This is a genomic window from Burkholderia seminalis (assembly GCF_001718535.1).
Taxonomy (GTDB): domain Bacteria; phylum Pseudomonadota; class Gammaproteobacteria; order Burkholderiales; family Burkholderiaceae; genus Burkholderia; species Burkholderia seminalis.
Genome location: NZ_CP013398.1, coordinates 2532663 through 2555481 on the forward strand (window position 1 = coordinate 2532663; position 22819 = coordinate 2555481).

Annotated in this window: 23 protein-coding genes; 11 read left to right on the forward strand and 12 right to left on the reverse strand. The window is 67.8% G+C overall.

Annotated elements, in window-relative coordinates; all coding sequences use genetic code 11:
* Positions 1-58: 58 nt before the first annotated feature.
* From WJ12_RS11460 to WJ12_RS11485, 6 genes are all read right to left on the reverse strand, one after another.
* Positions 59-1603: a 2-isopropylmalate synthase gene (locus WJ12_RS11460; protein WP_034190796.1), complete on the reverse strand. Its 1545-nt coding sequence runs from the start codon at positions 1601-1603 to the stop codon at positions 59-61.
* 312 nt (positions 1604-1915) lie between these two features.
* On the reverse strand, positions 1916-2788 hold the full coding sequence (pssA, locus tag WJ12_RS11465; RefSeq protein ID WP_034190795.1) for a CDP-diacylglycerol--serine O-phosphatidyltransferase: 873 nt from the start codon (positions 2786-2788) through the stop codon (positions 1916-1918).
* A 15-nt stretch (positions 2789-2803) separates the two neighbouring features.
* Positions 2804-3448 (reverse strand): phosphatidylserine decarboxylase, encoded by a 645-nt coding sequence (locus WJ12_RS11470; protein ID WP_031401923.1) that lies wholly within the window; start codon positions 3446-3448, stop codon positions 2804-2806.
* Positions 3449-3575: 127 nt separating this feature from the next.
* The gene (ilvC, locus tag WJ12_RS11475; RefSeq protein WP_034190794.1) at positions 3576-4592 is read right to left on the reverse strand and encodes a ketol-acid reductoisomerase; all 1017 of its coding nucleotides are present in this window, start codon (positions 4590-4592) and stop codon (positions 3576-3578) included.
* A gap of 104 nt (positions 4593-4696) precedes the next feature.
* Positions 4697-5188, reverse strand: coding sequence for an acetolactate synthase small subunit (gene ilvN / locus WJ12_RS11480; RefSeq protein WP_006750445.1), 492 nt, complete (start codon positions 5186-5188; stop codon positions 4697-4699).
* 111 nt (positions 5189-5299) lie between these two features.
* Positions 5300-7063 (reverse strand): acetolactate synthase 3 catalytic subunit, encoded by a 1764-nt coding sequence (locus tag WJ12_RS11485; RefSeq protein WP_034190793.1) that lies wholly within the window; start codon positions 7061-7063, stop codon positions 5300-5302.
* Positions 7064-7418: 355 nt separating this feature from the next.
* Between WJ12_RS11485 and WJ12_RS11490 the strand changes: the two genes are divergently transcribed.
* From WJ12_RS11490 to WJ12_RS11540, 11 genes are all read left to right on the forward strand, one after another.
* The gene (locus WJ12_RS11490; protein WP_034190792.1) at positions 7419-7982 is read left to right on the forward strand and encodes an RNA polymerase sigma factor; all 564 of its coding nucleotides are present in this window, start codon (positions 7419-7421) and stop codon (positions 7980-7982) included.
* Entirely contained in the window at positions 7979-8404 is a 426-nt protein-coding gene (locus WJ12_RS11495; protein ID WP_059558108.1) for a DUF3619 family protein, read from the forward strand. The genes WJ12_RS11490 and WJ12_RS11495 overlap by 4 nt, the downstream gene beginning before the upstream one ends.
* A gap of 26 nt (positions 8405-8430) precedes the next feature.
* Positions 8431-9186 carry a DUF3106 domain-containing protein gene (locus tag WJ12_RS11500; protein WP_059558111.1) on the forward strand — a complete coding sequence of 252 codons (756 nt, stop codon included), beginning with the start codon at positions 8431-8433 and terminating at the stop codon, positions 9184-9186.
* Between the two features lie 6 nt (positions 9187-9192).
* Positions 9193-9699, forward strand: coding sequence for an RDD family protein (locus WJ12_RS11505; protein WP_059558113.1), 507 nt, complete (start codon positions 9193-9195; stop codon positions 9697-9699).
* 224 nt (positions 9700-9923) lie between these two features.
* Positions 9924-10862, forward strand: coding sequence for a UDP-2,3-diacylglucosamine diphosphatase (locus tag WJ12_RS11510; protein WP_049029370.1), 939 nt, complete (start codon positions 9924-9926; stop codon positions 10860-10862).
* Between the two features lie 29 nt (positions 10863-10891).
* Positions 10892-11926, forward strand: a complete 1035-nt coding sequence (locus tag WJ12_RS11515; protein WP_034190787.1) for a glycosyltransferase family 4 protein — start codon at positions 10892-10894, stop codon at positions 11924-11926.
* Positions 11923-12459: a diacylglycerol kinase gene (locus WJ12_RS11520; RefSeq protein ID WP_059558115.1), complete on the forward strand. Its 537-nt coding sequence runs from the start codon at positions 11923-11925 to the stop codon at positions 12457-12459. The genes WJ12_RS11515 and WJ12_RS11520 overlap by 4 nt, the downstream gene beginning before the upstream one ends.
* Before the next feature lie 206 nt (positions 12460-12665).
* Positions 12666-13424 carry a TetR/AcrR family transcriptional regulator gene (locus WJ12_RS11525; RefSeq protein ID WP_034190785.1) on the forward strand — a complete coding sequence of 253 codons (759 nt, stop codon included), beginning with the start codon at positions 12666-12668 and terminating at the stop codon, positions 13422-13424.
* A complete protein-coding gene (locus tag WJ12_RS11530) occupies positions 13421-14002 on the forward strand; it encodes an LOG family protein (protein WP_049031317.1) in 582 nt (193 codons plus the stop codon). Before WJ12_RS11525 ends, WJ12_RS11530 begins: the two co-directional genes overlap by 4 nt.
* A 22-nt stretch (positions 14003-14024) precedes the next feature.
* Entirely contained in the window at positions 14025-14786 is a 762-nt protein-coding gene (locus tag WJ12_RS11535) for an SDR family oxidoreductase (protein WP_034190783.1), read from the forward strand.
* 229 nt (positions 14787-15015) lie between these two features.
* Positions 15016-16908, forward strand: coding sequence for an ArnT family glycosyltransferase (locus WJ12_RS11540; protein ID WP_069245678.1), 1893 nt, complete (start codon positions 15016-15018; stop codon positions 16906-16908).
* A 153-nt stretch (positions 16909-17061) separates the two neighbouring features.
* On the opposite strand, the gene WJ12_RS11545 is transcribed toward WJ12_RS11540, so the two are convergent.
* The 6 genes from WJ12_RS11545 to sugE form a co-directional block, all read right to left on the reverse strand.
* Positions 17062-17679: a DUF924 family protein gene (locus WJ12_RS11545; protein ID WP_059558120.1), complete on the reverse strand. Its 618-nt coding sequence runs from the start codon at positions 17677-17679 to the stop codon at positions 17062-17064.
* Positions 17676-18407 (reverse strand): alanyl-tRNA editing protein, encoded by a 732-nt coding sequence (locus tag WJ12_RS11550; protein ID WP_034190780.1) that lies wholly within the window; start codon positions 18405-18407, stop codon positions 17676-17678. Before WJ12_RS11550 ends, WJ12_RS11545 begins: the two co-directional genes overlap by 4 nt.
* A 104-nt stretch (positions 18408-18511) precedes the next feature.
* On the reverse strand, positions 18512-18922 hold the full coding sequence (locus WJ12_RS11555) for a group II truncated hemoglobin (protein ID WP_034190779.1): 411 nt from the start codon (positions 18920-18922) through the stop codon (positions 18512-18514).
* A gap of 43 nt (positions 18923-18965) precedes the next feature.
* On the reverse strand, positions 18966-21470 hold the full coding sequence (locus tag WJ12_RS11560) for an ABC transporter permease (RefSeq protein ID WP_404824227.1): 2505 nt from the start codon (positions 21468-21470) through the stop codon (positions 18966-18968).
* A gap of 107 nt (positions 21471-21577) precedes the next feature.
* Positions 21578-22195, reverse strand: a complete 618-nt coding sequence (locus WJ12_RS11565) for a DUF4126 domain-containing protein (protein WP_034190778.1) — start codon at positions 22193-22195, stop codon at positions 21578-21580.
* A gap of 240 nt (positions 22196-22435) precedes the next feature.
* The gene (gene sugE, locus WJ12_RS11570; protein WP_034190777.1) at positions 22436-22756 is read right to left on the reverse strand and encodes a quaternary ammonium compound efflux SMR transporter SugE; all 321 of its coding nucleotides are present in this window, start codon (positions 22754-22756) and stop codon (positions 22436-22438) included.
* Positions 22757-22819: the final 63 nt, after the last annotated feature.

Sequence of the window (22819 nt, forward strand, 5' to 3'; positions counted from 1 at the left end):
AAAACGCCCCGGCGGCACACGGCCGCGGGGCGTTTCGGTGGTGCGCTGCGCGCGGCGCTTACGCGCGCTGCGGGTTGAGCTTGTCGTCCTTCGAGTGCAGCTTGTTCAGCGCGGAAATGTACGCCTTCGCCGACGCGGCGACGATGTCCGGATCGGTGCCGACGCCGTTGACGATCCGCCCGCTCTTCGACAGCCGGACGGTCACTTCGCCCTGCGCCTGCGTGCCGGTCGTGATCGCGTTCACCGAGTACAGCAGCAGCTCGGAACCGCTGCCGACTTCACCCTCGATCGCATTGAACGTTGCGTCGACCGGGCCGTTGCCGCGTGCCTCGCCCGTCACTTCCCGGCCTTCGACCGCGAACACGACCTTCGCCTGCGGCTGCTCGCCGGTTTCCGAGCGCTGCGCCAGCGACACGAACTTGTAGTGCTCCTGCTCGTGCGCGAGTGCCGACTCCTCGGAGACGATCGCGATGATGTCCTCGTCGAAGATCTCGGCCTTGCGGTCGGCCAGGTCCTTGAAGCGCATGAATGCGGCATTCAGTTCGGCTTCGCTGTCGAGCGACACGCCGAGCTCCTGCAGGCGCTGCTTGAACGCGTTACGGCCCGACAGCTTGCCGAGCACGATCTTGTTCGCGGTCCAGCCCACGTCTTCCGCGCGCATGATCTCGTAGGTGTCGCGCGCCTTCAGCACGCCATCCTGGTGAATGCCCGACGCGTGCGCGAACGCGTTCGCGCCGACCACCGCCTTGTTCGGCTGCACGACGAAGCCGGTGATCTGCGACACGAGCTTCGACGTCGGCACGATCTGCGACGTGTCGATGCCGACGTCGAGACCGAAGTAGTCCTTGCGCGTCTTCACGGCCATCACGATTTCTTCAAGCGACGTGTTGCCCGCGCGCTCGCCGAGACCGTTGATCGTGCACTCGACCTGACGCGCGCCGCCGATCTTCACGCCGGCGAGCGAGTTCGCGACGGCCATGCCGAGGTCGTTGTGGCAGTGTACCGAGAAGATCGCCTTGTCCGAGTTCGGAATGCGCTCGCGCAGCGTCTTCACGAGGTTGCCGTAGAGCTCGGGCACGCCGTAGCCGACCGTGTCGGCGATGTTGATCGTCGTCGCGCCTTCGGCGATCACGGCTTCCAGCACGCGGCACAGGAAATCCATGTCGGAGCGGCTGCCGTCTTCCGGCGAGAACTCGACGTTGTCGGTGAACTTGCGCGCGAAACGCACCGCGAGGCGCGCCTGCTCGAACACCTGGTCGGGCGTCATCCGCAGCTTCTTCTCCATGTGCAGCGGCGACGTCGCGATGAACGTGTGGATCCGGAAGCTGTTGGCCGGCTTCAGCGCGTCGGCCGCGCGCTGGATGTCCTTGTCGTTGGCCCGCGCCAGCGAGCAGATCGTGCTGTCCTTCACCAGACCGGCGATCGTGTGGATTGCGTCGAAGTCGCCGTTCGAACTGGCCGCGAAGCCGGCCTCGATCACGTCGACCTTCATCCGCTCGAGATTCTTCGCGATGCGGATTTTCTCTTCCTTCGTCATCGACGCGCCGGGCGATTGTTCGCCGTCACGCAACGTCGTATCGAAAATGATCAGCTTGTCTGTCATGGGGGGCTCCAGGGCTCTTTATACGGAAGTCAAACGTAATGAGATCGCGCCACCGCTGGCGACGCTCAACAACAGACGAGGCTTGACGGAGGGCGAGAACGGTCAGCGCGGCAGGCGCGCCAAAGCTAGCGCGCGTAGCGGCGCACCGGCTAGAAGGAGGGAGAGGCGGGAAAATGCAGTCATGCCGAAGACTATAGCGGCATTCCGCTGGCCGCGCAATCGGACGCCGCCCGGGGATTCCGGCCGCCCGGCGCGGAAAAGGGGCAAATGAAAACGGCGGCCTTGAGGCCGCCGTTTCCGGTCGATCGCCCGTCAGTGATCGCGCTGCGACGAGCGCGCCGGATTCGCGCGCCCGCGGACGGCCATGTAGGCCCAGAACACATAGCCGGACAGCCCGTACAGCACGAACAGGCAGAACAGCATCAGCGGCGGATCGGACGACACGAGCACGAACGCGACGACGACCAGCAGGATCGCCGCGAACGGCACGCGGTGCCGCACGTCGAGCGCCTTGCCGCTGTAGAACGGCGCGTTCGACACCATCGTCACGCCGGCGTAGATCGTCAGCACGAACGCGACCCACGGCAGCCAGCCGAGCTTCATCGGCACGCGGTTGTCGGTCGCGAGCCACACGAAGCCCGCGATCAGCGCGGCGGCGGCCGGGCTCGGCAGCCCCTGGAAGAAGCGCTTGTCGACCACGCCGATGTTCGTGTTGAAGCGCGCGAGGCGCAGCGCGGCACCCGAGCAGTAGACGAACGCGGCCAGCCAGCCCCAGCGACCGAGATCCTTCAGCACCCACTCGTACATCACGAGCGCGGGCGCGACGCCGAACGACACCATGTCCGACAGGCTGTCGAACTGCTCGCCGAACGCGCTCTGCGTGTGCGTCATGCGCGCGACGCGCCCGTCCATCCCGTCGAGCACCATCGCGACGAAAATCGCGATCGCGGCGATCTCGAAGCGCACGTTCATCGCCTGCACGACCGCGAAAAAGCCGCAGAACAGCGCGGCGGTCGTGAATGCGTTCGGCAGCAGGTAGATGCCGCGCGTCTTCAGGAACCGCTGGCGCGCGGCGCGACGGCTCTCGAGCGGCGCCGGATCGGGCGCCATCCCCTTGTTGCGGCGGAACGGTCGTGGCGTCTGGCCGGAGCCGTTACGCGGCCGACGCGGTTTGAATGCGGCCATCGTGCGCCCCGCCGCTTACTGCTCGAGCTCGGCGAGGATCGTCGACGACGCGTAGACCTTCTCGCCGATCGACACCTTCGCGCGGCTGCCGAGCGGCAGGTACACGTCGACGCGCGAGCCGAAGCGGATGAAACCGTAGCGCTGCCCGCGCGACAGCGGCTCGCCGGCACGCACGTAACAGAGAATCCGGCGGGCGACGAGGCCCGCGATCTGCACGGCGGTGACGGTCTTGCCGCTCGCCGTCTGGATCACGACCGCATTGCGCTCGTTCTCGGTCGAGGCCTTGTCGATCGCCGCGTTCAGGAACGCGCCCGGGAAGTACTCGACCTTGGTGATCGCGCCGTCGACCGGCGAACGCTGCGAATGGACATTGAATACGTTCATGAACACGCTGATCTTCAGCGCTTCACGGTTCGCGTACGGGTCTTGTGCGGTCTCGACCGCGACGATGCGGCCGTCTGCCGGGCACAGCACCGCGTTCGGCTGCGCGGGGATCGGGCGCTGCGGATCGCGGAAGAACTGGACGACGAAGACGAGCAGCAGCCAGAACGGCCACGCGAAGCCGAAGCCCCCGACGGCGTGGATCAACAGCGCGATGACGGCAGCAATCGCGATGAACGGCCAGCCTTCGCGCGCGATGATCGGATGAGGATAGTTCATGGATTCGTTCTGTGTTCGGTGAATTGCAAAGCCCGTAGGATAGCAAAAGCCGCCCGGGGCACTGCTGCCTTCGGACGGCTTTTTGAAACCGACCCTCCACTCGAAGGGCCGGAACAGCTCGCGGTGCTTAGTTCTTCGTCTGGTCGACGAGCTTGTTCTTCGCGATCCACGGCATCATCGCACGCAGCTTCGCACCGACCTGTTCGATCTGGTGCTCGGCCGTCAGGCGACGGCGCGACTGCAGCGTCGGGGCGCCTGCCTTGTTCTCGAGAATGAAGCTCTTCGCGTACTCGCCGGTCTGGATGTCGGTCAGGCACTGCTTCATCGCCTTCTTCGTCTCTTCCGTGACGACGCGCGGGCCCGTCACGTACTCGCCGTACTCGGCGTTGTTCGAGATCGAGTAGTTCATGTTCGCGATGCCGCCTTCGTAGATCAGGTCGACGATCAGCTTCAGTTCGTGCAGGCACTCGAAGTACGCCATTTCCGGCGCGTAGCCTGCTTCGACCAGCGTCTCGAAGCCCGCCTTGATCAGCTCGACGGTACCGCCGCACAGCACGGCCTGCTCGCCGAACAGGTCGGTTTCGGTCTCTTCACGGAAGTTCGTCTCGATGATGCCGGCACGGCCGCCGCCGTTCGCCGCCGCGTACGACAGCGCGATGTCGCGTGCCGCGCCCGACTTGTTCTGCGCAACCGCGATCAGGTGCGGCACGCCGCCGCCTTGCGAGTACGTGCCGCGCACGGTGTGGCCCGGTGCCTTCGGCGCGATCATGATCACGTCGAGATCGGCGCGCGGGATCACCTGGCCGTAGTGGACGTTGAAGCCGTGCGCGAATGCCAGCGCCGCGCCTTGCTTGATGTTCGCGTGCACTTCCTTCGCGTACACGTCGGCGATCTGCTCGTCCGGCAGCAGCATCATGACGACGTCCGCGCCCTTCACCGCTTCCGCGACTTCCTTGACCGACAGGCCGGCGTTTTCGGCCTTGCTCCACGACGCGCCGTCCTTGCGCAGGCCGACCGTCACGTTCACGCCGCTTTCCTTCAGGTTCAGCGCGTGCGCATGGCCTTGCGAGCCGTAGCCGATGATCGTGACTTGCTTGCCCTTGATGAGGGAGAGGTCGGCGTCTTTGTCGTAGAAAACGTTCATGATGGTTCCTTCGCTAATTCAAAAATTCAACAATTCGTTCGGATGGAGTACTGCGAGCCGGGACATGACGGCGCACCCGGCGTGCCTGTCTGGCAAATTCGGCATCACACCTTCAGGATGCGCTCGCCGCGTCCGATGCCGGAGCTGCCGGTGCGCACGGTCTCTAGGATCGCGCTCGCGTCCAGCCCCTGGATGAATGCGTCGAGCTTGTCGCTCGCGCCCGTCAATTCGATCGTGTAGGTCTTCTCGGTCACGTCGATGATGCGGCCGCGGAAAATGTCCGACATCCGCTTCATTTCTTCGCGCTCCTTGCCCACTGCACGTACCTTGATCAGCATCAGCTCGCGTTCGATGTGTGCACCGTCGGTCAGGTCCACCACTTTCACCACCTCGATCAGGCGGTTCAGATGCTTCGTGATCTGTTCGATCACGTCGTCGGAGCCAATGGAAACGATGGTGAGCCGCGACAGCGATTGGTCTTCGGTCGGCGCCACCGTCAAGGTTTCGATGTTGTAGCCGCGTGCGGAAAACAGACCGACCACGCGCGACAGCGCGCCCGGTTCGTTCTCCAGCAGGACGGAAATGATGTGTCTCATGTTCGCTTCTTCCAGAATGTGTCCGTGTCGATTCACTCGCGCCGCGCGCCGCCGCGTGCCGCACCGCCCTTCGTGAAGGCGGCCGCCTCGGGCCAGGCGCGCGTCGCGCCGTTACAGATCTTCCGATCCGAGCAGCATCTCGGTGATGCCCTTGCCGGCCTGTACCATCGGCCAGACGTTTTCGGTCGGATCGGTCTGGAAGTCGAGAAACACGGTGCGGTCCTTCAGGCGCAGCGCTTCCTTCAGCGCCGGCTCCACATCCGAGGTCTTTTCGATCCGCAAGCCGACATGGCCGTACGCTTCGGCGAGCTTCACGAAATCGGGCAGCGCATCCATGTACGAATGCGAATAGCGCTTGCTGTATTCGATCTGCTGCCACTGGCGGACCATGCCGAGGTAGCGGTTGTTCAGCGAAATGATCTTCACGGGCGTGTCGTACTGCAGGCAGGTCGACAACTCCTGGATGCACATCTGGATCGAGCCTTCGCCCGTGATGCACAGCACGTCGTCGTCCGGGTGCGCCATCTTGACGCCCATCGCCGCCGGCAGGCCGAAGCCCATCGTGCCGAGGCCGCCGGAGTTGATCCAGCGACGCGGCTTGTTGAAACGGTAGAACTGCGCGGCCCACATCTGGTGCTGGCCGACGTCCGAGCACACGAACGCATTGCCGTCCGTCAGCTCCCACGCCTTCTCCACCACGTACTGCGGCTTGATGATCTCGCTTTCGCGGTCGTACTTCAGGCAGTCCTTCGCGCGCCAGCCCTCGATGTCCTTCCACCATTGCGCGAGCGCCTCGGTGTCGGGGCCGTGCTCGGCCGTCTGCAGCTGCTCGATCAGCTCCTTGAGCACTTCCTTCACGTCGCCGACGATCGGGATGTCGACCTTCACGCGCTTCGAGATCGACGACGGGTCGATGTCGATGTGGATGATCTTGCGCGGACGCGACGCGAAGTGCGCCGGGTCGCCGATCACGCGGTCGTCGAAGCGGGCACCGATCGCGATCAGCACGTCGCAGTGCTGCATCGCCATGTTCGCTTCGTAGGTGCCGTGCATGCCGAGCATGCCGAGGAATTTCTTGTCCGACGCGCGATAGCCGCCGAGGCCCATCAGCGTGTTCGTGACCGGGTAGCCGAGCAGGTCCGCGAACTGGTTCAGTTCACGCGACGCGTCGGCGAGGATGATGCCGCCACCCGTGTAGATGTAAGGACGCTTCGCCGTCAGCAGCAGCGACACGGCCTTGCGGATCTGGCCCGAATGGCCCTTCGTGACGGGGTTGTACGAACGCAGCGACACGCTCTTGACGGGCTCGTACTGGCACGGCGTCTTCGAGATGTCCTTCGGGATGTCGATCAGCACTGGGCCCGGACGGCCGGTGCGGGCGATGTAGAACGCCTTCTTGACGGTTTCCGCGAGGTCGCGCACGTCCTTCACGAGGAAGTTGTGCTTCACGCACGGACGCGTGATGCCGACGGTGTCGCACTCCTGGAAAGCGTCCTGGCCGATCGCGGCAGTCGGCACCTGGCCGCTGATCACGACCATCGGGATCGAATCCATGTAGGCCGTTGCGATGCCGGTCACCGCGTTGGTGACACCGGGGCCCGACGTCACGAGGCAGACGCCGACATTGCCGGTGGAACGCGCATACGCATCGGCTGCGTGCACGGCCGCCTGTTCGTGGCGCACCAGCACGTGCTGAATCTTGTCCTGCTTGTACAGCTCGTCGTAGATATAGAGAACCGAGCCGCCGGGATAGCCCCAGATGAATTCGACGTTTTCGTCGGCGAGTGCCTTCATCAGCACGGTGCCGCCGATGGAGTCGCTATCGGGAGGGGAAAGGGGTTCCGACGTGGAGAATTCCGCGCTGGGCATGTTCATTTTGACCTTTCGAATTTTCGGCAAAAAATTGATCGGGTGCTCTCTGCCGGGCTTGTGGCTCGGGTTCAAGCGGCGCGTCCAGTTTGAAGGGCGGGCTTCTTGGGCCAGCCTCAAATGAGACCATCACTTCATGTTGCGAATCGTTGACGATAGCGGGTCGTGGTTGGGTCGTCAAGCAAAATATCCCGCACCGCATCATGCGCGCCGCCCGGCGCCCCGCCGCCGCGGCTCGCGCGCAACGTGCGGCGCCCGACCCGGTGCCAAGCGGCACGAAAATTTGATAGCATCCGCGGGTTTTACGAAATTTTTCGACCTTTTACACCACGCAGCGGCCCGCAGCGCATACCTTCACGGAATGGCATCAGACAAGGAACTCGCCGACTTTCTGGCGGGCGTCGAAAGGCGCGCGTTCAAGCAGGCTGCGTACGCCGTGCGTGACGACGATGCGTCGCTCGACATCGTGCAGGACGCGATGATCAAGCTTGCGGAAAAGTACGGCGACCGGCCGGCGGCCGAATTGCCGCTGCTTTTTCAGCGGATCCTGCAGAATACGGTCCACGACTGGTTTCGCCGGCAGAAGGTCCGCAACACGTGGGTCACGCTCTTCTCGTCGCTGAACAATACCGACGACGAAGACTTCGACCCGCTCGAAACACTCGAATCCGCGGACGACAACGCGGGCGTCGAGAGCAGCGAGCACCGCCTCGAAAGAGAGCAGGTTCTGGCCCTGATCGACGAAGAAATCCAGAAGCTTCCGGCGCGTCAACGGGAAGCGTTCCTGATGCGTTATTGGGAAGATATGGATGTCGCCGAGACTGCCGCCGCAATGGGGTGCTCCGAGGGCAGCGTGAAGACGCACTGCTCGCGGGCCACCCATACCCTGGCGCAAGCGCTCAAGGCCAAAGGAATCACGCTATGAGCTCCGCTCCCGCAAACCGAGAACACGAATTCGCGCTGAAGGTGCGCCGCGCGCTTGACGAGCGTGCGGCCGCGCTGCCTGCCGCGACCACCGATCGTCTGGCCGTCGCCCGCCGGGCCGCGCTCGCGCGCAAGAAGCCCGAAGCCGCGACCGCGCCGGTGTTCGTGCCGGCCTTCGCCGGCGCGGCCGGCGCCTACGGACCGGCGCCCGTGAACCGCCCGAAAGCGTCGTTCGCGCGCCGCCTGCTGCGCGCGTGGCCGCTTGCGCTGCTGCTCGCGGGGCTCGTCGGCATCGCCTACTGGGAAGACATGCAGCGCACCGCCGAACTCGCCGACATCGACGCGGCGATGCTCAGCGACGACCTGCCGCTCAACGCGTATCTCGATCACGGGTTCAACGCGTATCTTTCGCGCGCTCACTAACAGACAATAACGAGGGGATCGCACGGGTGAGTCAGAAGCGCGGCCTGGCCGTATTTTTCGGATGCGTGATCGCGATCGCCGTTTCCTACGTCGCCACCTATTCCCGATTTCACCCGGCCCCCGCGACGACCACCGTCGCGGCCGTCAGCCCCGCCGCGCCTGCCTCGGCCGCGACCGGGCTGGCCACCGAACTCCCGCCGCTGCCGCTGCCGGCCGCCACCGGCCCGCTGTCGTGGGCACGCCTCACGCCGGCGCAGCACGCGGCACTCGCGCCGTTCGCCGATCAGTGGGATGGCTTCAGCGACGCCCGCAAGCGAAAATGGCTGAAGATCGCGTCGCGTTTCGCGAAGTTGTCGCCCGATGACCAGAAGCGCCTGCAGGACCGGATGGCCGAATGGGCCAAGATGACGCCCGAGCAGCGCCGCGTCGCGCGCGAAAATTACCAGAGCGCGAAAGAGCTGTCCGCGCAGGCGCGCGAGCGCGCGTGGAAGGCCTACCAGCAACTCCCCGAGGAGCAGAAGGAACGTCTCGCGGCCGCCGAGCGCCGCCGCAGGCCGAGCGTCGTCAGCGCACCGCCGACCGTCGCCGACCGTGACGTCCGCCGCCTCGTCAATTCGCACGAACATCCGGCAAGCGGCGCCGCAGCCGCACCGGCGCCGGCCTCGGGCGGCGCCGCCGCGCAGCCGGTGCCCGCGTCGTCGACGGCCGGCACCGCGTCCGCGCCGGCCGCCGTGGCGCCGGTGTCGCCCGCCGACGCACCGTCGCTGTTCAAGGGCTCCTGAGCGGCCGTGGTAGACGCCCGCGCCCCCGAGATCCCGGCCACCGCGCCCTCCGTGCGGCGGCGCCTCGCCGCGCTGCTCTACGAAGGCGTGCTGCTGTTCGGTGTCGTGTTCTTCGCCGGGCTCGCATTCGGCCTCGCGACGCAGCAACGCAACGGCCTCGTCCATCACAACCTCCTCGCCGCGTGGATCGCGCTCGTCGTCGGCGCGTACTTCGTCTGGTTCTGGACCCACGGCGGCCAGACGCTGCCGATGAAGACCTGGCGGCTGCGCCTCGAATCGTCGAACGGCCGGCCGCTGAGCGCCGGCCACGCGCTCGTCCGCTATGCGCTCGGCTGGCTGTGGTTCCTGCCTCCGCTCGCGCTGCATCCGCTCCTCGGCCTGTCGGTGCCCGTCACGCTCGCGCTCACGGCCGCGTGGATCGTCATCTGGGCCGGCGCGGCCCGGCTGCATGCCGGCCGCCAATTTCCGCACGACCGGATCGCGCGCACCCGCGTCGTCGCGATACCGCGCTGACGCGCCGCACTCCTCAGACGAAAACCGCTCGTCCCGCCTTCCGTCATCCGGCCAGACGGCGCTGCCGGACAACCGCCGGCCGTTCCGTGCGGCAGGTCACGCAAGGGCCGTGATTCACTGCTAAACACCCGGCAGCGGTCGTAATAAGAACGTCTCGTGACTGTCACGGCACAGTCATGCCCGCATGGCGGAATGCCGGTAATGTCAACCGGCGCGAGTCATGCATGGGCCAGAAAACGTCCGCGACCTCCCTGTTCCGTCACCCTATCGGCGCCCGCGCCGCCACCGCCTTCCTGTCCGGCTCGGCTGCAACCGATGACCTGGCGTCGCAAGAACCGCCTGCCACGCATCCCGCGCGGCACGACGATCCCGACCCGTCCGCCCATCGCTACCGCACCATCTGGCTGTCCGACATCCACCTCGGCTCGAGCGGCTGCCAGGCGCCGTACCTGCTCGACTTCCTGCGCCACAACGATTCGGAATACCTGTATCTCGTCGGCGACATCATCGACGGCTGGCAGTTGAAGAAAGGCTGGTACTGGCCGCAGGCGCACAACGACGTCGTGCAGAAGATCCTGCGCAAGGCGCGCAAGGGCACGCAGGTCGTCTACATCCCCGGCAATCACGACGAGGGCGCGCGACAGTTCTGCGATCTCGCGTTCGGCGACATCCAGGTGCGCGGCGAGGCCTTCCACACGACGATTGCGGGCAAACGTTTGTGGATCGTGCACGGCGACCTGTTCGACGGCGTGATCCAGCACGCGAAATGGCTCGCGTATCTCGGCGACACGCTGTACACGCTGATCCTCGTGCTGAACCGCTGGTTCAACCGGATCCGCAGCCGGCTCGGCTTCCAGTACTGGTCGCTGTCGCAGTACCTGAAGCACCAGGTCAAGAACGCGGTCAACTTCATTTCGCAGTTCGAGACCGTGATGACCGACGAGGCGCGCCGCCGCGGCTGCGACGGCGTGGTATGCGGCCACATCCACAAGGCGGAGATCCGCGACATCGACGGCGTGCTGTACTGCAACGACGGCGACTGGGTCGAAAGCCTGTCCGCGCTCGTCGAAACGATGGAAGGCGAACTGAAGATCGTCTACTGGACGGTGATGCGCTCCGCACCGTCGGAGACCACGTCGCGCAAGGCCAAGGCCACTGCCTGACACAACCCTACTTACAGGACAAAGCCGCGATGAAGATCATGATCGTCACCGACGCGTGGGAACCGCAGGTCAATGGTGTCGTGCGCACGCTGAAAAGCACGTCGCGCGAGCTCACCGCGCTCGGCCACCGCGTCGAACTGCTGACGCCGCTGGAATTCCGCACGGTGCCCTGCCCGACCTACCCCGAGATCCGCCTGTCGATCCTGCCGTACCGCAAGCTGCGCGCGCGGATCGATGCGTTCGCGCCCGACGCGCTGCACATCGCGACCGAAGGCCCGCTCGGCCTCGCCGCACGGCGTTATGCGCGCGCGCGCAAGCTGCCGTACACGACCGCGTACCACACGCGCTTTCCGGAATACGTGCAGGCGCGTTTCGGCATCCCGCTGGCCGCGACCTACCGCTTCCTGCACTGGTTCCACGGCCCGTCGCTCGCGGTGATGGCGCCGACGCCGGTCGTCAAGCAGGACCTCGAGAAATTCGGCTTCACGAACGTCGTGCTGTGGACCCGCGGCGTCGACCTCGAGATCTTCCGCCCGATGGAGTCGAAGGTGCTCAACACCGCGCGGCCGATCTTCCTGTACGTGGGCCGCGTCGCGATCGAAAAGAACGTCGAGGCGTTCCTGCGCCTCGACCTGCCCGGCTCGAAGTGGGTCGCGGGCGAAGGCCCCGCGCTCGCGGAACTGAAGTCGCGCTATCCGGAGGCGAACTATCTCGGCGTGCTGTCACAGGCCGAGCTTGCAAAGGTGTATGCTGCGGCCGACGTGTTCGTGTTCCCGAGTCGCACCGACACGTTCGGCCTCGTGCTCCTCGAGGCGCTCGCCTGCGGCACGCCGGTGGCCGCGTATCCCGTCACGGGCCCGATCGACGTGCTCGGCGAAGGCGACGCGGGCGCGATGCACGAGGACCTGCAGGAAGCCTGCCTCGAAGCGCTGAAGATCGAACGCACGACCGCGCGCGCGTGGGCCGAACGCTTCTCGTGGCGCGCGGCATCCGAGCAGTTCGCGTCGCATCTGAAGCCGCTGCCGAAGACCGCGTACTCGCCAGCCGAAGGTGCCGCCGTTTGAAACGAGACCTGAACGACAAGATCCCGCCTCCCGTCTCCACGCCGCAACGGCACCGTCCGTTCGACGAGGACGAGCCGCATGCCGAAGCGGACGTGCACGCGCACGAGCCGCTCGGCCCCGACGACCCATTGTCGCCGCTGCCGCCGAACCCGTACAAGCGCCACCGCGGCATCACGCGCGCGTGGTATGCCCTCAAGCATTCGCTGAACGGCTTTCGCGTCGCGATCCGCGAGGAGAGCGCGTTTCGCCAGGAACTCACGCTCGCCGCGCTGATGCTCCCGATCGGCGCATTCGCGCCGGTGCCGGCCGCGTCTCGCGCGCTGCTGATCGGCTCGGTGTTGCTCGTGCTGATCGTCGAGCTGCTGAACTCGAGCGTCGAGGCCGCGATCGACCGCATCTCGCTCGAGCGTCACGAACTCTCCAAGCGTGCGAAGGATCTCGGCAGCGCGGCCGTGACGGTCGCGCTGTTCGCGTGCGTGACGACGTGGGGCTTCGTGCTCGGCCCCGTCGTCGCACGCTGGCTCGGCTTCTAGACGGGGACCGGGCGCGCGCGCCGCGGGCCGCCCGCGTGCGGCGCTGCACCATGCGCCGCGCGGGGGCGCGATCACGAAATGCCCCCGATGTGGCGAAACCCCGGTTTATAATCGTCCGCTAGACATAGAACAGCAACCCGCGCCGGACGAATCACGCAGCATCGATTGCAGCGCCCGCCAGTCCGGCACACACAGGGCCGGACGACATGGAAGCGAAACCTCCCCGCCGCACCCGCGAACGGATTCTCGAGTTGTCGTTGAAACTCTTCAACGAGATCGGCGAGCCGAACGTCACGACCACGACGATCGCCGAGGAAATGGAAATCAGTCCAGGCAACCTGTACTACCATTTCCGCAACAAGGACGACATCATCAACAGCATCTTCGCGCAGTTCGAGCAGCAGATCGAACGGCGGCTGCGCTTCCCCGAAGATCATCGTCCGACGATCGACGAAACCTGGTCGTACCTGCAGTACATGGCCGATTTCATGTGGACCTACCGGTTCCTGTACCGCGACCTCAACGACCTGCTCGCCCGCAACCGCACGCTCGAGACGCACTTCAAGCAGATCATCAGCCACAAGGTGCGCTTCGCGCGCGAGATGTGCGAGCTGCTCGTGTCCGACGCCGAAATGGTCGCGACGCCCGCCGAGATCGAAGTCATCGCGACCAACATGGCCGTGATCTCGACCTACTGGCTGTCGTATCAGTACGTGATGCATCCGCGCAAATACAACGACCAGGACGCGATTCGCGAAGAACTGCACCAGGTCAGCATGCACGTGATCTCCGTGATGGCGCCGTACCTGCGCGGCCGTTCGCGCCAGTTGTTCGACGATCTGGTCTCGGGCAAGCTGCCCAAGCGCCAGTTCACCGACTACCTGCCGCCGCGCGACGGCTCGCCGCGCCCGGCCGACAGCCCCGTCACCCTCGGGCAGGCCTCCGCCAAGGATTCCAAGCAATGAAGGCAGTCTGCGTTTATTGCGGCTCGTCGCCCGGCGTGCGGCCCGTCTATGCCGACGCCGCGCGCGCATTCGGCCGCGCGCTCGTCGAGGCGGGCCTCACGCTCGTGTACGGCGGCGGCCGCGTCGGCCTGATGGGCGTGATCGCCGACGAGGTGATGGCCGCCGGCGGCCATGCGGTCGGCGTGATCCCCGAGCTGCTCGTCGACAAGGAAGTCGGTCACACGGGGCTGTCGGAACTGCACGTCGTGCCCGACATGCATCACCGCAAGAAAATGATGGCCGACCTCTCCGACGCGTTCGTCGCGATGCCCGGCGGCGCCGGGACGCTCGAAGAGCTCTTCGAGGTCTACACGTGGGCGCAGCTCGGTTATCACCGCAAGCCCGTCGCGGTCTACAACATCGATTCGTTCTACGATCCGTTGATCGCGCTGCTGCGCCATACGGTCGACGAAGGCTTCATGCGTCCGGCCTATTTCGACGCGCTGTGCGTCGAATCCGAACCCGTCGAACTGATCGAGCGGCTGCGCCGCTATCAGCCGCCCGCCCGCGACAAGTGGGCGCCCGACGCAGCGAAGTAACCGTCACCGGAAACCGCACGCCATGGCCGCACCGTCCGATCGCAAGGCCGTCCTCATCACCGGCGCGAGCCGGGGCATCGGCCGCGCGACCGCCGTGCTCGCGGCCGAACGCGGCTGGGACGTCGGCATCAACTACGCGCGCGACGCGGCGGCGGCCGAGCTCACCGCGCAGGCTGTCCGCGACGCGGGCGGCCGCGCGTGCATCGTCGCGGGCGATGTCGCGAACGAGGCGGACGTCATCGCGATGTTCGACACCGTGACGGCCGCGTTCGGACGGCTCGACGCGCTCGTCAACAACGCGGGCATCGTCGCGCCGTCGATGCCGCTCGCCGACATGACGGCCGACCGGCTGCGGCGGATGTTCGATACCAACGTGCTCGGCGCGTATCTGTGCGCGCGCGAAGCCGCGCGCCGGCTGTCCACCGACCGGGGCGGCCGCGGCGGCGCGATCGTCAACGTGTCGTCGATCGCATCGCGGCTCGGTTCGCCGAACGAATACGTCGATTATGCGGGGTCGAAAGGCGCGGTCGACTCGTTGACGATCGGTCTGGCGAAGGAACTCGGCCCGCACGGCGTGCGCGTCAACGCGGTGCGCCCCGGCCTGATCGAGACCGACATTCACGCCAGCGGCGGCCAGCCCGGCCGGGCAGCGCGCCTCGGCGCGCAAACGCCGCTCGGCCGCGCGGGCGAGGCACCGGAGATCGCCGAAGCGATCGTCTGGCTGCTCGGCGACGCGGCGTCGTACACGACGGGCGCCCTGCTCGACGTCGGCGGCGGCCGGTAATCTCGCCCGCCCGGCGCCCCCGAAGCGCCGCCAGGCATGCCCTGTCGTCACGACACCACAAATCTCCACAATTTCGTGACGGTTTCAGTAAACATTCGTAACAGTTCCGTGCTCTACTAGCGGGCAATCAGACAGGCGTCGTCTACGCCAAGTCTCCGCCACCCTGATGTGGCCCTTATCGGTCCCGCCCAAGTAGCGGACCGGCTCGACTCGACCCGAGATCTTTTCCATGCCTGGAACCGCAGCGCCCAGCCGGCGACGCACGTCTGTGCCCGCGCCGGCTCAGCACGCCCGCTCGACAGCCGACACCGACGCCACCGCGACGCTCGACGCCGCCGGCACGCCCGTCGTGGCGTCGACCACCGCAACCCGCACCGCGCGCGACCGCGCGACCCTGCTCGGCTGGCGGGCCTGGCTGCTCGTCGTCGTGCTGGTCTGCGCGTACACGCTGCCGGGCGTGCTCGGCCACGATCCGTGGAAACAGGACGAAACCTATACGTTCGGCATCATCCAGCACATGCTCGAGACCGGCGACTTCGTCGTGCCGACCAATGCCGGCCTGCCGTTCATGGAAAAGCCGCCGCTTTACGCATGGGTCGCGACGAGCCTCGCCTGGCTGCTGCAGCGCGTGATGCCGCTGCACGATGCGGCGCGACTCGCCAGCGCGCTGTTCGCCACGCTCGCGTTCGGCTTCATCGCACGTGCGGCGCGCGTCGCCAGCCGCGCGGACAGCTGGTTCGACCTGCGCGTGATCGGCCCCGTCGTGCTGAGCGCGAGCACGCTCGTCGTCATCAAGCACCTGCACGACATGATGACGGACGTCGCGCTGTTCGCCGGCACGGCGATGGGCTTCTGCGGGCTGCTCGAACTCGTGATGCAGCACGTCGCGCGCGCGCAGCAGATGCGGCACGGGCTGCCGGTCCGGCCGTCGGGCCGCTGGGCCGCGCCGCTCTTCGGCGCGGGCGTCGGCATCGCGCTGATGACGAAGGGGCTGTTCGTGCCGCTCGTGTTCGCGGCCACGCTCGTCTGCACGCTGGTGCTCTACCCGGCCTGCCGCACCCGCTCGTTCGCGCGCGCGCTCGGTGTCGCCGCGCTCGTGTTCGCGCCGTTCGCGCTGATCTGGCCGACCGCGCTGTTCCTGCGCTCCGAAACGCTGTTCATGACGTGGTTCTGGGACAACAACGTCGGCCGGTTCTTCGGCTTCTCCGTCCCCGAACTCGGCGCGGAAAACGACAAGCCGTTCTTCATCCTGCGTGCGTTCCTGCTCGTCGGCTTCCCGGTCGCGCCGCTCGCGATCGTCGCCGTCGCGCGCGGCGCATGGCGCGACTGGCGCACGCCGCGCGTCGCGCTGCCGGTGCTGTTCGCCGGTATCGGGCTCGTGGTGCTGCAAATATCCGCGACGTCGCGCCAGCTCTACATCCTGCCGTTCTTCGCGCCGCTCGCGCTGGTTGCCGCGCAGGCGATCGACCGCCTGCCGCGCCGGTTGCATCTCGCGTGGGATTATTTCAGCCGCGTGCTGTTCGGCACGACCGTCGCGCTCGCGTGGGCGATCTGGGCCGTGATGGCCGATCCGGCCGCGTCGCGCGCCGATCTCGCGCTGCTCGGCCGCTGGCTGCCGCTCGACTGGACGATGCCGATCCGGCCCGCGCTCGTGATCGGTGCGCTCGCGCTGACCATCGGCTGGCTGACACTGTTGCCGAAGCTGCGCTCGACGGGCCTGTGGCGCGGCGCGCTGTCGTGGGGCGCCGGCGCGCTCGTCGCGTGGGGCCTCGTCTATACGCTGCTGCTGCCGTGGCTCGACGTCGCGAAGAGCTACCGCTCGGTGTTCGACGACCTGAACGCGCATCTCGCGCTCGAATGGAACGACGGCGACTGCATGGCGAGCCTGCACGGGCTTGGCGAATCGGAAGCGCCAATGCTGTACTACTTCTCCGGCATCCAGCACACGCCGATCGACGACGCGAAGTCGACGCGCTGCACATGGATGATCGTCCAGGGCGTGCGTGCCGTCGATCCGGCACCCGGCAGCGAATGGCAACTGTTCTGGACCGGCGCCCGCCCGGGCGACAACGAGGAACTGCTGCGCGTGTACGTGCGGACGCCCGAACAGCACCTGCAGTGACACGGGGCGGTGCGCCGCCCTGCCCGCCTTCATCTTTCGCGCCGGTCGCGCCCGCCCGGTCGGCCGGCGCGCAACCTCTGCGCGATATCCATCCTTGACGCCCCCGCATCAAGCCGCGGGCTCGCACTCCCCTTCACACCACGGCCTGGATCTTCAGAACGACGAACCGGGCTCGCGCAGGAACGCCGTTTCCTCGTCGGTCGACGCGCGGCCGAGGATCGCGTTCCGGTGCGGGAAACGGCCGAAGCGCTCGACGACCGCCGCGTGCAGCACGGCGAAGCGGTGATAACGCTCGCACCCGGCCTCGTCGCGAATGCCCGCGCACAGGCGCACGGCTTCGCGCTGGCTCTCGACCGACTCGTCGTGCTCAAACGGCAGGTACGCGAACGCACGATGATGCCCGCTCGGCAGCCGTGCGTCCCAGCCGGTCGCGACGACACGGCGGGCGATCGCGAGCGCCTTCGGATCGGCGGCAAACGCGCGCGGCGTGCCGCGATGGATGTTGCGCGAGAACTGGTCCAGCACGACGATCAACGCCAGCGCACCCGACGGCGAGCCGGCCCAGTGATCGCAGGCGCCGTCGCATGCGGCGTCGAGCAACGCGCCATAGCGTGCGCGCAGCAGATCGTCGAAGGCGGCGCCGCCGTTGAACCACACCTTGCGTTGCCGCCCGAATTCGGCCGAGCCCGGCTCGCCGAACCAGAAATCCAGAATCTCCCGTGCTTGCGGATCCAGCGCTGCCGCGCCGGCGTGGCCGGTGTCGATCGTCATGCAAACGCCAGGACGAGGCGCCGTGTACGCGCGCTCTTCTTTTCCAGTTTCGCGACCCGCAGCGCGCCGATTTCGGACGTGTTGCGCACATGCGTGCCGCCGCACGGCTGCAGGTCGACTTGCTCGATCCGCAGCAGCCGCACGCGGCCGAGGCCCATCGGCGGCTTCACGCTCATCGTGCGCACGAGTTCGGGCCGCTCGGCCATCTCGTCGTCGGTGATCCATTCGGTCGTGACCGGATGCGCGCCGCCGACCAGCGCCGCGAGACGCCGCTCGACGTCGTCGCGGTCGATCGCATCGGACGTCGCGAAATCGAGCCGCACGTAGTCGGCCGTCACGCTGCAGCCATCGACCGCATACGGCAGCACCGCGCACATCAGGTGCGCGGCCGTGTGCAAACGCATGTGCCGGTAGCGGCGCAGCCAGTCGATCTCCGCGATCACGCGCGTGCCGGGCGCGAGCGCCGCGACGCGGGCCTCCTGCCCCGGCGCCGGCACGTGGACGGCGTCGTCGGGCGTCGCGCCGTCGAACTTCGCCTTGCGCGTGTCGGCGATCACGATCGTGCCGCCGTCGGGCAGCGTCAGCGTGCCGGTGTCGCCGGCCTGGCCGCCGCCGAGCGGATAGAACACCGTGCGGTCGAGCCGGATGCCGTCGTCGCCGATGGCCCGGACGACCGCGTCACATTGCGTGAGGTACGCGTCTTCGCGAAACAGCGCTTGTGTCGTCATCGGGCGAGCCTCGTATCGGTGGGGGAAACGGCCAGTGTCGCGCGATGCCTCCCGCGCGCCCAGACGCAGATCGTCCGGCGCACGGACAGCGGCGTACCGGTCGATCAACCGGGCCGGTTGCGCATCCAGTCGGCCGTGTCGTAGAACGAATGCATCAGCCGCTCGCGCAGCGGCTCGGCCAGCCCGACATCCTCCATCGCCCACGCCATGCAGCGCAGCCACTGGTCGCGCTCGACCGACGCGATCGGGAACGGCAGGTGCCGCGCGCGCAACCGCGGATGGCCGAACCGGCTGATGTAGTGGTCGGGGCCGCCGAGCCAGCCGCACAGGAACCAGAACAGCTTGTCGCGCGAGCCGTCGAGCGACTGCGGATGCAGCGCGCGAATCTGCGCGAACTCCGGCTCGAGGTCCATCAGGTCGTAGAAGCGGTCCACCATTTCGCGCACGCGGGCTTCGCCGCCCACGAGTTCGAACGCCGTCGGCTGCGACGGCGCATCGTCATTCACATCGGTCATACGGATAGTCGGAAAACGGGATCTTCGGGGCCGCCGGCAACGCTCATGCGTCGCGCAGCGACTGCAGCGCGGGGCGCCGCAACACATTATGCAGGCTCAGCCAGCCGGCCGCACCGGCGCAGGCGACACCGGCCGCGATGCCGGCCGGCACGAGCCACGGATCGACGGCGAGCTGGAAGTCGAACACGCGCGACGCGAGCACCCAGCCGACCGCGATCGCGCCCGCCGAAGCCAGCACGCCGGCCAGCGCGCCGACCACGAAGAATTCCGCGCGCTGTACCGCATTGACCTGCGCGCGCGACGCGCCGAGCGCGCGCAGCAGCGCGGCCTCGCGCACGCGCTCGTCGCGCGAGCCGGCAAGCGCCGTGTACAGCACGAGCACGCCGGCCGCGAGCGTGAACGCGAACAGGAACTGCACCGCGCCGACCACCTGCAGCATCATCCGCTGCAACTGCGCGAGGATCGGCGCGACGTCGATCGCGGTCAGGTTCGGATAGCGCGCGATCAGCGGATCGAGCAGCGCGGCGTTCGATGCGGGCAAATGGAAGCTCGTCAGGTAGACGGCCGGGAAATCCTTCAGCACCGGCGGCGGCATCAGCACGAAGAAGTTCACGCGGAACGAACCCCAGTCGAGCTTGCGCACGCTCGTGACCGGCGCGTCGACCGTCAGCCCCGTCACGTCGAAACGCAGCGTGTCGCCCGGCTTCACGTTCAGCGTCTTCGCGAGGCCGGCCTCGATCGAGATCTGCGGCGTCGCCGCGGTGCCGAACCAGTCGCCCTCGACGATCCGGTTGTCGGACGGCAGTTCGGTCGTATACGACAGGTTGAACTCGCGGTCGACGAGCCGGCGCGCCTCGTCGGACGGATACGCGTCCGGATTCACCGGCTTGCCGTTGATCGCGACGAGGCGGCCGCGCACCATCGGCGCGGGCACCGCGTCGCGCACGCCGTGCGCGGCCAGATAGGCCGCGACGTCGTCGCGCTGGTCGGGCTGGATATCGATCAGGAACTGGTTCGGCGCATCGGGCGGCGTCGACTGCCGCCAGCCCGCGACGAGATCGTTGCGCGTGATCGCGATCAGCAGCAGGCACATCAGGCCGAGCGCGAGCGCGGTGATCTGCAGCGCGCTCGCCGTGCCGCGCCGGTGCAGCGACGCCAGCGCGTAGCGCCAGCCGACGCCGGCGGCCACGCGCGCGTTGCGTACCGCACGTGCCGCCGCGAACAGCACGAGCCGCGCGATCAGTGCGAAACCGACCAGCGCACCGGCGAAGCCGCCCGCGACGATCAGGCCGAGCTTCAGGTTGCCGGCCGCCACGATCAGCAGCCCCGCGAACAGCACGACGCCGATCGCATACGCGGCCCACGCGGTGCGCGACGCGTCGCCCCACTCGCGGCGCAGCACGCGCACCGGCGGCACGCGCGTGAGCGGCACGAGCGGCGGCAGCGCGAAGCCGAGCAGCAGCACGAGCGCCGCGCCCATGCCGATCAGCGCCGGCCACAGCGTCGGCGGCGGCAGCGCGACGTCGATCAGGCCGCCGAGCGCGGCCAGCAACGCCCAGTGGCCGCCGTAGCCGAGCACCGCGCCCGCGGCGCCCGAGACGATGCCGACCCCGGCGAATTCGAGCGCGAACAGCGCGCCGAGCGTGCGGCGGCTCACGCCGAGGCAGCGCATCGTCGCGCAACCGTCGAGATGGCGCCGCATGTAGCGCTGGGCGGCCATCGCGATCGCGACCGCCGCGAGCAGCGCGGTCAGCAGCGCGACGAGCGTCAGGAAATGGCGCGCGCGGTCCAGCGTCTGCCGCACCTGCGGCTGCCCCTCCTGCAACGACTCGAGCCCGACGCCGCGCAGTTTCCCGCCATCGACGCGCGCGTGCGCATAGGCTTCGAAACGCGCGACGGCCGGTGCGTCGCCGGCGACCAGCAGCCGGTAGGTGACGCGGCTGCCGTAGCCCGTCAGCCCCGTCGCGGCGAGGTCGTCCGCGCGCATCATCAGCCGCGGCGAAAAATTGACGAACGAAAAACCGCGATCGAGCTCGCGGGAAATCGACGCGGCGACCGTGAACGTGCGCAGACCGATGCGCACGGTGTCGCCCGCCTTCAGGTGCAACGCGTCGAGCAACGCGGGATCGGCCCACACGGTGCCGGGCGCGGGAATCGCGGCCGCCTTCTGCGCGGCGGTCGCGCCGGCCGGCACGATGTCCACGGCGCCGCGCAGCGGATACCCGGGCGACACGGCCTTCACGGCCGCGAGGCGCGACGGCGCGGCATCGGCTGCCTGACCGCCCGCGGCGGACGCGATCATGCTCGGGAAGATGGCGGTCGTCGCGGTGCGCAGGCCGAGCGCCCGAGCCTGCCGGTCGAACGACGGATCGACGGGACGATCGGCGCGCACGACGAAATCGGCGCCGAGCATCTGGCGTGCATCGCGCTCGAGCCCCTGGCGCAGCCGGTCGGCCAGAAAACCGACGCTCGTCAGCGCCGCGACCGCCAGCACCAGCGCGAGGACGAGCAACGTCAACTCGCCCGCGCGCCAGTCGCGCGCGGTCATCCGGGCGGCCTGGCGGATCAGGTCGTGCAGGCCGAAGCGGCCTGCCTGCGCGGGCCCGTCATGGCCGGGCTGCCCGGCCGGCGGCTGCGCCGCGTGTCGCCGCTCGTTCAATCGCGCTTGCCCCCGATCGAGTTGAGCCGCGACACCATGTGGTTCGCCATCCCGCGGAAGCCGCCCGACACGCCGCGCCACAGACGCGGCAGCGCCCACGCCGACGCCGCGATGAACGCGGCGAGCAGCACGAGGAACGCGAGCGGAACGAAGAACGCGAGCACGAGCCCGCCGACGACGAGGCCGTCCTCGGTCGACGACGCGACCCAGTTCGAAATCGGCTCGGGGGACAGGTTGATCAGCGCGCGCGTGCCGGCCTTCGCGACGTGCGCGGCGCCGGCCAGCGAGCCGCCGGCGAGCCCCGCGACCGCGAGCACGGTCGGATCGGCATGGCCGAGCGCGCCGGCGGCCAGGACGGCACCGGCGGGAATGCGGATGAAGGTATGCACGGCATCCCACAGCGAGTCGAATGCGGGGATCTTGTCGGCCAGGAATTCGGTGAGGGTGAGCACGGCCGCCGCGCCGATGACCCACGGCGACATCAGGACGGCCAGCGTATCGGGCAGATGGAGCCAGCCGACCCGCGCGAGCACGCCGGCGATCAGCACCGTCAGGTACAGGCGCAGCCCGCTCGCCCACGCGAGCCCCGCGCCGAGCGAAATGGCTTCGATCATCGCCCTCTCCTTGCACTTTCCGTGCGATTCGCCGATTGACCGGATCGGGTCGGACAGGCCGGCCGCGCGGCGCGTGGCGACCGGCACCGCGTGCCGCGAGAGGCACGACGGTATTCAGGCCCGAATGCGTTCCATTATAGACAGGCTATCCGGGTGACCGGCGCAATTCCGCAGCGCGACATGCCGGGCACACGCGCGGCCGGATGCCGGTGCCGCGGTATCGACGCCCTGACGCCGGCGTCAGGCGGCCGACGACAGCTTGAGGCCGACCAGCCCCGCGACGATCAGCGCGGCGCTCGCGACGCGCGCGGCGGTCAGTGCCTCGCCCATCATCACGATGCCGAACACGAACGCGCCGACCGCGCCGATGCCCGTCCACACCGCGTACGCGGTGCCGAGCGGCAACTGGCGCATCGCGACCGCGAGCAGCCCGAAGCTGGCCAGCGCCGTCACGATCGTGAACACCGACGGACCAAGCTTCGTGAAGCCGTCCGACGATTTCAGGCCGGCCGCCCAGGCCACTTCCAGCAAACCGGCAATCAACAACCATACCCACGCCATCTCGACGTACTCCGTATCGGATGGGGCCGTCCCCGTTGAAGCGAATGACCCGGGGTCGTCCCC

What these genes read in the sequence shown, in the direction of transcription:
- WJ12_RS11495 (WP_059558108.1), top strand. Translation starts at nt 7,979, where the DNA reads ATGAGCTCCGCTCCCGCAAACCGAGAACACGAATTCGCGCTGAAGGTG.
- WJ12_RS11550 (WP_034190780.1), bottom strand. Translation starts at nt 18,407, where the DNA reads ATGACGACACAAGCGCTGTTTCGCGAAGACGCGTACCTCACGCAATGT.
- pssA (WP_034190795.1), bottom strand. Translation starts at nt 2,788, where the DNA reads ATGGCCGCATTCAAACCGCGTCGGCCGCGTAACGGCTCCGGCCAGACG.
- WJ12_RS11565 (WP_034190778.1), bottom strand. Translation starts at nt 22,195, where the DNA reads ATGATCGAAGCCATTTCGCTCGGCGCGGGGCTCGCGTGGGCGAGCGGG.
- WJ12_RS11525 (WP_034190785.1), top strand. Translation starts at nt 12,666, where the DNA reads ATGGAAGCGAAACCTCCCCGCCGCACCCGCGAACGGATTCTCGAGTTG.
- WJ12_RS11560 (WP_404824227.1), bottom strand. Translation starts at nt 21,470, where the DNA reads ATGACCGCGCGCGACTGGCGCGCGGGCGAGTTGACGTTGCTCGTCCTC.
- ilvC (WP_034190794.1), bottom strand. Translation starts at nt 4,592, where the DNA reads ATGAACGTTTTCTACGACAAAGACGCCGACCTCTCCCTCATCAAGGGC.
- WJ12_RS11555 (WP_034190779.1), bottom strand. Translation starts at nt 18,922, where the DNA reads ATGACCGATGTGAATGACGATGCGCCGTCGCAGCCGACGGCGTTCGAA.
- WJ12_RS11510 (WP_049029370.1), top strand. Translation starts at nt 9,924, where the DNA reads ATGGGCCAGAAAACGTCCGCGACCTCCCTGTTCCGTCACCCTATCGGC.
- WJ12_RS11470 (WP_031401923.1), bottom strand. Translation starts at nt 3,448, where the DNA reads ATGAACTATCCTCATCCGATCATCGCGCGCGAAGGCTGGCCGTTCATC.
- WJ12_RS11490 (WP_034190792.1), top strand. Translation starts at nt 7,419, where the DNA reads ATGGCATCAGACAAGGAACTCGCCGACTTTCTGGCGGGCGTCGAAAGG.
- WJ12_RS11540 (WP_069245678.1), top strand. Translation starts at nt 15,016, where the DNA reads ATGCCTGGAACCGCAGCGCCCAGCCGGCGACGCACGTCTGTGCCCGCG.
- WJ12_RS11535 (WP_034190783.1), top strand. Translation starts at nt 14,025, where the DNA reads ATGGCCGCACCGTCCGATCGCAAGGCCGTCCTCATCACCGGCGCGAGC.
- WJ12_RS11485 (WP_034190793.1), bottom strand. Translation starts at nt 7,063, where the DNA reads ATGAACATGCCCAGCGCGGAATTCTCCACGTCGGAACCCCTTTCCCCT.
- WJ12_RS11460 (WP_034190796.1), bottom strand. Translation starts at nt 1,603, where the DNA reads ATGACAGACAAGCTGATCATTTTCGATACGACGTTGCGTGACGGCGAA.
- sugE (WP_034190777.1), bottom strand. Translation starts at nt 22,756, where the DNA reads ATGGCGTGGGTATGGTTGTTGATTGCCGGTTTGCTGGAAGTGGCCTGG.
- WJ12_RS11515 (WP_034190787.1), top strand. Translation starts at nt 10,892, where the DNA reads ATGAAGATCATGATCGTCACCGACGCGTGGGAACCGCAGGTCAATGGT.
- ilvN (WP_006750445.1), bottom strand. Translation starts at nt 5,188, where the DNA reads ATGAGACACATCATTTCCGTCCTGCTGGAGAACGAACCGGGCGCGCTG.
- WJ12_RS11545 (WP_059558120.1), bottom strand. Translation starts at nt 17,679, where the DNA reads ATGACGATCGACACCGGCCACGCCGGCGCGGCAGCGCTGGATCCGCAA.
- WJ12_RS11530 (WP_049031317.1), top strand. Translation starts at nt 13,421, where the DNA reads ATGAAGGCAGTCTGCGTTTATTGCGGCTCGTCGCCCGGCGTGCGGCCC.